Origin of the sequence: Rhodococcus sp. (in: high G+C Gram-positive bacteria) (assembly GCF_049299235.1) — a bacterium.
In the GTDB taxonomy this organism is placed as follows: Bacteria; Actinomycetota; Actinomycetes; order Mycobacteriales; family Mycobacteriaceae; genus Rhodococcus.
Window position 1 is genome coordinate 21,786 of sequence record NZ_JBAQXC010000076.1, and the last position, 6,976, is coordinate 28,761.

The window sequence follows — 6,976 nt, forward strand, 5'->3', positions numbered from 1 at the left end:
ACAGGTGAACGTCACCAGTACAACCGGTGAGGTTTCCGGGTACCTGGAATGAAGCTGGCAATCATCTGTGAGTCGATCGGCGAGCGGTCGCCAGGCATGCGCATCCCCCAGTGCAATCTGCACAGGGGGATGCGCTGGACAGCCGGGTCAGCCGTGTCAGCCGTGTCAGCCGACGATCACGACCTCGAGGGTCCGCGGTCCGTGCACACCCTCCACCCGTTCGAGTTCGATGTCCGAGGTCGCGGACGGTCCACTGATCAGCGTGGTGGGTCGCTCCGGGACGAGCCGCGCAAGTGCTTCCGGCACACCGACTTCAACGGTGTCCAGACGCACCACGCACACATGCAGGTCCGGCACGAGGGTCAGGGCCCGCCGCCCCTGGTCGGCGCTACCGTCGAGGAAGATCGTGCCGGTCTCCGCGCACGACACCGTCGATGCGGTCACCACACCGTCGAGTGCTTCCAATTCCGGGGCCGGAACATCGGCCGAGTCCACGACGATCTCACCGTCGAATACCGTCAGCCACGAGTTATCGAGGCCCGCAGGAACACCCACGCGCGTGACGGAGCGGTCGGCGAGGACCCGGGCCAGCACCGTCGGCAGCTCCGCCGCGGAACAGCGGTGCACCTGTGCCTTGTAGTCGAGCAGTCGGTCGGCGAACAGGTCGTAGCGTTCGTCGTCGGGCAGGGTGCGGCCGGTGCGGTAGTCGCGGGGGATCGCCACCGGCGTCGGCGGCGCCAAGGTCAGGGCGTCTCGGATCCGTCCGAGCACCACTTCGCGTGCATTCACCGTCCGTCGCCTTCCCGTCGTGCATCGGCGATCGCCGCGCGACCTTCCTCGGAATTCCACCACTGCCGGAACGTCTGTTTCGGCGGTGCCGGGATGTCGCGGGCGGCGGTCCAGCCGCCGAGCGGACCGGGGAGGGCGGAGATCGTGCCCTTCTTCCCCGCGACGATCCGGCCGCCGAGGCCGGCGACCTTCTGCGCCGCCGTCCATCGCCGGGACGACGACATCGCCAGTGCCGCCGCTTTCATCGCTGCGGCCTCGACGCTGCGTCCCGTCTGCTCGACCTTCTGGTGGCGCAATTCGACGAGCAGCGACGGGATGTCGATTTTGACGGGGCAGGCATCGAAGCACGCCCCGCACAGGCTCGACGCGAACGGCAGCGTGGCGTTCGGGTCGCCGGGTTCGGCCATCCCCGCGAGTTGCGGGGTGAGGATCGCGCCGATCGGGCCCGGATACGTCGAACCGTAGGCGTGGCCACCGGTGCGTTCGTAGACGGGGCATACGTTCAAACATGCGGAGCACCGAATGCAGTGCAAAGCTTCACGTCCCACCGAGTCGGCGAGCGCGGCGGTGCGGCCGTTGTCGAGCAGGATCAGGTGGAACTCCTGCGGTCCGTCGCCGGGTGTGATCCCCGTCCACATCGACGTGTACGGGTTCATCCGCTCACCGGTCGACGACCGGGGCAGCAATTGCAGGAACACTTCGAGGTCGCGGTAGGTGGGCAGCAGCTTTTCGATGCCCATGACGGTGATGAGGGTCTGCGGCAGGGTCAGGCACATGCGGCCGTTACCCTCGGATTCGACGACGGCGAGGGTGCCGGTGTCGGCGATCCCGAAGTTTGCGCCCGAGACCGCAACGGGAACGGTCATGAACTTGTGGCGCAGGAACTTTCGCGCCGCTTCGGCGAGATGCGCGGGATTGTCGTCGAGATCTGGGTCGACATCCGGCATTTCACGCAGGAAGATTTCGCGGATCTCGGAACGGTTGCGGTGGATCGCCGGGACCAGGATGTGCGAGGGGGTGTCGTGGCCGAGTTGGACGATGAGTTCGGCCAGGTCCGTCTCGTGCGCGGTGATGCCCTGCGCTTCGAGGTACTCGTTGAGCCCGATCTCCTGAGTGGCCATCGATTTGATCTTGACGACCTCATCGGATCCGGTGCCGCGTACGAGCCGGGCGACGAGGGCGTTCGCCTCGTCGGCGTCGGCGGCCCAGTGCACGATACCGCCGCGCGCGGTGACTGCGGCTTCGAGTTGCTCGAGCAGTTCCGGTAGGCGGGCGAGCACATCCGACTTGACGGCGGAACCGGTGTCGCGCAATGCCTGCCAGTCGGGCACTTCCTCGGTCACGCGCAGCCGCTTGGCCCGGATGGTGTGGGTGGCTTTACCGATGTTGCGGCGCAATTGGCTGTCGGCGAGTTCATGATGCGCGGCGGCCGGGAATGTCTCGACGCCGCGCAGGTTCCCGGAGCCGCGGGGCGGGACGGTCGGCGTTCCGAGTGCGGTGGCGCTCATGCGGTCACCACCGGGGCTTCGACGGAGGCGAGGATCTCCGCGACGTGCAGGGTGCGGCCCCCGGTCTTGAGCCGCGACATCCCGCCGCCGATGTGCATGAGGCACGAGGAGTCGCCCGCGGTGCAGTATTCGGCCCCGGTGGTCGCGATGTTGCGCAATTTGTCGGAGAGCATCGCGGTGGAGGTGTCGGCGTTCTTGATCGCGAAGGTGCCACCGAACCCGCAGCAGGAGTCTGCTTCCGGCAATTCGACGAGGTCGATCTCGCGAACCGCGCGTAGTAGTTGCAGCGGCTTGTCGCCGACGCGGAGCATGCGCAGCGAATGGCAGGTGGGGTGATAGGTGACCCGATGCGGGAAGTACGCGCCCACATCGGTGATGCCGAGGACGTCGACGAGAAATTCGGACAGCTCGTACGTTTTCGCCTTCACGGTGTCGACGCGCCCGCACAGTGTTGCCGAGCCGTAGCGGGAGGCGACGATCTCGTGCTGGTGACGAACGGAGCCGACGCAGGACCCGGACGGCGCGACGACGGCGTCGATCGAGGTGTCACCGAAGTTCTCGGCATAGTTCTCGACGAGCGGCAGTGCGTCGGGTTGGTATCCGGTGTTGACGTGCATCTGGCCGCAGCAGGTTTGGCCGTCGGGGAAGACGACGTCGTGTCCGAGCCGGGCGAGGAGCAGGGCAGTGGCCGAGACGGCATTCGGGAACATCGTGTCCCCGAGGCACGTCGCGAACAGGGCGATTCGCATGTGGATCTCCGCATCGGGTCTATGTGGTCAGACCACAGTACCTCATCGTCGGTGCGGCGCGTCACCTGTTCTGCCACACCGATGGCGAGTCACCGATTCATTCGACTGTGACGGCGGTCATGATGTACGGTCCTGTGGTCTGACCACAGATCGTGCCGTGATCCGCGGCCGCAACTCGGGGAGTTTCACGTGGAAACCGAACTGCTGGCGGTGACATATATCCCGTCGACCACGGCCGTCGCGGACAACCTCACCGCGACCGCCCTGGTGGGCATGATCCCGCTGTTGACGTTCTTCGTCCTGCTGGCGGGACTCAAACTCAAGGCCTGGTATTCCGGCCTCGGCGCACTCGCCGCCGCACTCGTCGTCGCGATCGCGGCGTTCGGGATGCCCGCACCCCTGGCCGGTCTGTCCGCGCTGCAAGGCATCACGTTCGGTCTGTTCCCGGTGATGTGGATCGTGGTGACAGCCATCTGGTTCTACGAAATCACCGTTGTCAGCGGTCGTTTCGAGGATCTGCGCCAAGTGTTCAGCTCGATCGGCCGGGGCGACATCCGCATCCAGGCGATGCTCATCGCGTTCTGTTTCGGCGGCATGCTCGAGGCCCTGGCAGGGTTCGGCGCCCCGGTCGCGATCACCGGCGCGATGCTCATCGCCATCGGTATGCCACCGATCCGGGCCGCCGTCACCGTCCTCGTCGCCAACACGGCTCCGGTTGCCTTTGGTGCCATGGCAATTCCGATCACCACCGCGGGCAACCTCACCGGAATTCCGGCGACGGAAATCGCGGCGGTCGTGGGCAGGCAGACTCCGGTCCTGGCCTGGTTCGTGCCACTGTTGCTGCTGTTCCTCGTCGACGGCAGGCGCGGTGTCCGGCAGGTCTGGCCGGTTGCCCTGGCCACCGGCATCGCGTTCGCTCTCGCGCAGTTCTGGTGCTCGAGCCACTTCTCGTACGAACTCACCGATGTCGTCGCCTCCCTGGTCGGCCTCGCGGTGGCCGTCACCATGCTGCAGTTCTGGAAGCCGGTCACCCCGGACGAACAACTATCGCAAGCCACCCCGGAACCGATCGGCGCGACCCGCACCGCGATGGCACTGTTCCCCTACCTGCTCGTCATCGTCGTCTTCGGTATCGCCAAGCTCTGGACGCTCGGTGTCGATGTACCGAAGTGGCTGGCGGACACCGACATCAAGATCGAATGGCCTGGACTGTACGGAAACTTGCTCACCGAGAGCGGCGCCCCGTCGACCGGTGCGATCTACACCCTGCAACCGTTGTCGAATCCGGGAACGCTGTTGCTGCTCTCGGGGCTCATCGTCGGAGTCGTCTACACGGTGTTCACCGACCACGGGCGATTCCCGATGACGATCGGCAGCACGATCACCACGTTCGGTGAAACACTGTGGAAGATGCGACTTCCCATCGCCACGGTGGCAACGGTGCTCGGCTTGGCATATGTGATGAATCATTCCGGGCAGACCGTCGCGATCGGCACGTGGCTTGCCGGCACCGGCGCCCTCTTCGCGTTCCTGTCGCCGATCCTCGGCTGGCTCGGTACCGCGGTCACCGGATCGGACACGTCCGCGAACGCGCTGTTCGCGCGGCTACAGCAGTCCGCGGGCCAGGCGGCGGGCATCGACCCGACCTTGCTCGTCGCGGCCAACACCTCCGGCGGTGTCGTCGGTAAACTCATCAGCCCGCAGAACCTCACGATCGCGGCGACCGCCGTCGACCGGCCGGGTAGCGAACCCGTCTTGCTGCGCAAGGTGGTCGGATACAGCATCGGCATGCTCGTGCTGCTGTGCATCCTGGTCTATCTGCAGTCGACACCGGTGTTGTCGTGGATGCTTCCGTAGGCCGAGACGGGCCGGAATTGTCCGTTCGGAACACGACGTAAGCTCGAACCATGTCGCAGTCCGAACCGCGTGCCTGGGAGCTCGTGTTGAACCACCTCGAACAGCAACTTGTTTCGGGGCAGCTCGTTCCCGGCCAGCGGCTGCCCGGCGAACGCGTCCTCGCCGCCGACCTCGGGGTGGGCCGCTCCTCGGTCCGGGAGGCACTGCGTGTCCTGGAAGCACTCGGATTGCTCACCGCACAGACCGGTTCCGGCCCTTCGTCGGGCGCGATGATCGTGTCGCGCCCGACGGGTGGGATATCGACCTTCATGCGTCTACAGGTTGCGGCGCAAAGCTTTCCGGTCGCGGATGTGGTGCGAACACGTCTGGTCCTCGAGACCGAGGTGTTGCGTTCCCTCGCCACCCTCGCGCCCACCCCGGACCTGTCGCTCGCCGAACAACTCCTCGACGTCATGGACGACTCGGCACTACCCGCGCACGAGTTCCTGGTGCTCGACGCTCGTTTTCACATCGCATTGGCCGAGGCAGCCGGCAACCCGGTCATCGCCACGACGATGACCGGGTTGCGTGACTCGATCGAGAACTATGTGCTTGCCGGTGCTCCGCTCGACGCATGGCCGACCACGTGCGCCCGGCTGCGACACGAACATCGTGGTCTCATCGACGCCGTCCGTATCGGCGACGTCAGCCTTGCACATACCCGTATCGTCGACCATATTCGCGGCTACTACGCCGAGAGTCTGGGGCGCCCCGACACCCCCGATTCGGAGCTTCCGCCGACATGCTGTAGCGTGGTTGATGCAACGCGGGGTGGAGCAGCTCGGTAGCTCGCTGGGCTCATAACCCAGAGGTCGCAGGTTCAAATCCTGTCCCCGCTACCAACACCGGCCCGGACTCACACGAGTCCGGGCCGGTTTCGTTGATCCCGGGGTAGATTCCGCGGTGAGCAACCTGGCACAGGCCGTCGACGGGAGGGCGCGATGAGCGAGGACGAACCGCACGATCCACCGGCCCGTCGGCGCAACGCGGCACCGCGCTGGTTGCGGCCAGCAATCGTGTACATCCTGCTCGCCGTCGCGGCCTATCAGCTCTCCGGCTGGCTGTTCTTCAACCTGCGCGACTTTCTCGGGCTGCTGTTCCTGGCGTGGTTGCTGAGCATCACCATCGAACCGGTCGTCGACCGGCTCGACCGGTTCGGGATGCGGCGCGGTGCCGCGACCGGGCTGGTGTTGTTCGGTCTCCTGGCGTTCCTGATCGGGTTCGTCGCCCTGTTCGGCGCCCTGCTCGCCGAACAGCTCGGACAGTTGCTCAAGGCACTACCCGACGCGATCACAACGGTCACCGATTGGTCCAACCGCACATTCGACACGAAGTTCTCGACCGGCGACGACCTGCTCCACCTCACCCCGGACACCATCAAAGATCTCGCGGCGCGATTCACGCCCGGCGTGCTCGGGGTCGTATCGTCGGTGGTCGGCGTGGTGTTCCAGGCAATGACGATGCTGCTGTTCGTGTTCTACATGTCGGCACAAGGGCCGCAAATGCGCAGGCACATCGCAAGTTGGTTTCCCGCCCGGCAGCAACAGATCATCGCCACGGTGTGGGAAATCTCGGTCGAGAAGGCGGGCGGCTACGTCGTCTCACGCCTGATTCTCGGCGCGATCAGCGCCATCGTCACCGGTATCTTCCTGATGGCGATCGGCGTACCGTACTGGCTGCCGCTGGCGTTGTGGACGGGCATCGTCTCCCAGTTCGTCCCGACCTTGGGGACCTACCTGGCGATCGGACTGCCCGCGATCATCGCGGCCGCCAACGAACCCATCGACGGACTGTGGGTGGTGGTGTTCGGAACCGCCTATCAGCAGATCGAGAACTACGTACTGCACCCACGCATCACATCGCAAACCGTGTCGATCCACCCGGCAGTCGCATTCGGTTCCGTGATCGTGGGCGCATCTCTCTTCGGTGCGATGGGCGCACTCGTGTCCGTGCCCGTCGTGGCAGTTCTGCAGTCGATCGTCGAAACATACGGTCGCCGTTACGAACTCGTAGGTGACGAGTGACCCGTGTGCC

At 65.6% G+C, this 6,976-nt stretch carries 6 protein-coding genes and 1 tRNA gene; 4 read left to right on the forward strand and 3 right to left on the reverse strand.

Annotated features, from left to right (window positions below; translation table 11 throughout):
- Positions 1-165: 165 nt before the first annotated feature.
- Genes WAX14_RS04215 through WAX14_RS04225 form a run of 3 tightly spaced genes read right to left on the reverse strand, consistent with a single transcriptional unit; the run spans position 166 to position 3,046 of the window.
- The gene (locus WAX14_RS04215) at positions 166-789 is read right to left on the reverse strand and encodes a LutC/YkgG family protein (protein ID WP_422626837.1); all 624 of its coding nucleotides are present in this window, start codon (positions 787-789) and stop codon (positions 166-168) included.
- The gene (locus WAX14_RS04220) at positions 786-2,297 is read right to left on the reverse strand and encodes a LutB/LldF family L-lactate oxidation iron-sulfur protein (protein ID WP_422626838.1); all 1,512 of its coding nucleotides are present in this window, start codon (positions 2,295-2,297) and stop codon (positions 786-788) included. Before WAX14_RS04220 ends, WAX14_RS04215 begins: the two co-directional genes overlap by 4 nt.
- Entirely contained in the window at positions 2,294-3,046 is a 753-nt protein-coding gene (locus WAX14_RS04225; RefSeq protein ID WP_422626839.1) for a (Fe-S)-binding protein, read from the reverse strand. The genes WAX14_RS04220 and WAX14_RS04225 overlap by 4 nt, the downstream gene beginning before the upstream one ends.
- A 189-nt stretch (positions 3,047-3,235) precedes the next feature.
- On the opposite strand from WAX14_RS04225, the gene WAX14_RS04230 reads away from it, so the two are divergent.
- From WAX14_RS04230 to WAX14_RS04245, 4 genes are all read left to right on the forward strand, one after another.
- Entirely contained in the window at positions 3,236-4,903 is a 1,668-nt protein-coding gene (locus WAX14_RS04230) for an L-lactate permease (RefSeq protein WP_422626840.1), read from the forward strand.
- Between the two features lie 50 nt (positions 4,904-4,953).
- Positions 4,954-5,730 carry a FadR/GntR family transcriptional regulator gene (locus tag WAX14_RS04235; protein WP_422626841.1) on the forward strand — a complete coding sequence of 259 codons (777 nt, stop codon included), beginning with the start codon at positions 4,954-4,956 and terminating at the stop codon, positions 5,728-5,730.
- A tRNA-Met gene (locus WAX14_RS04240) sits at positions 5,708-5,784 on the forward strand. The genes WAX14_RS04235 and WAX14_RS04240 overlap by 23 nt, the downstream gene beginning before the upstream one ends.
- A 99-nt stretch (positions 5,785-5,883) precedes the next feature.
- On the forward strand, positions 5,884-6,966 hold the full coding sequence (locus WAX14_RS04245; RefSeq protein WP_422626842.1) for an AI-2E family transporter: 1,083 nt from the start codon (positions 5,884-5,886) through the stop codon (positions 6,964-6,966).
- Positions 6,967-6,976 lie beyond the last annotated feature (10 nt).

Bases quoted from the DNA above. Each gene is read 5' to 3' on its own strand.
- WAX14_RS04235 (WP_422626841.1), top strand. From the start codon at position 4,954: ATGTCGCAGTCCGAACCGCGTGCCTGGGAGCTCGTGTTGAACCACCTC.
- WAX14_RS04245 (WP_422626842.1), top strand. From the start codon at position 5,884: ATGAGCGAGGACGAACCGCACGATCCACCGGCCCGTCGGCGCAACGCG.
- WAX14_RS04220 (WP_422626838.1), bottom strand. From the start codon at position 2,297: ATGAGCGCCACCGCACTCGGAACGCCGACCGTCCCGCCCCGCGGCTCC.
- WAX14_RS04225 (WP_422626839.1), bottom strand. From the start codon at position 3,046: ATGCGAATCGCCCTGTTCGCGACGTGCCTCGGGGACACGATGTTCCCG.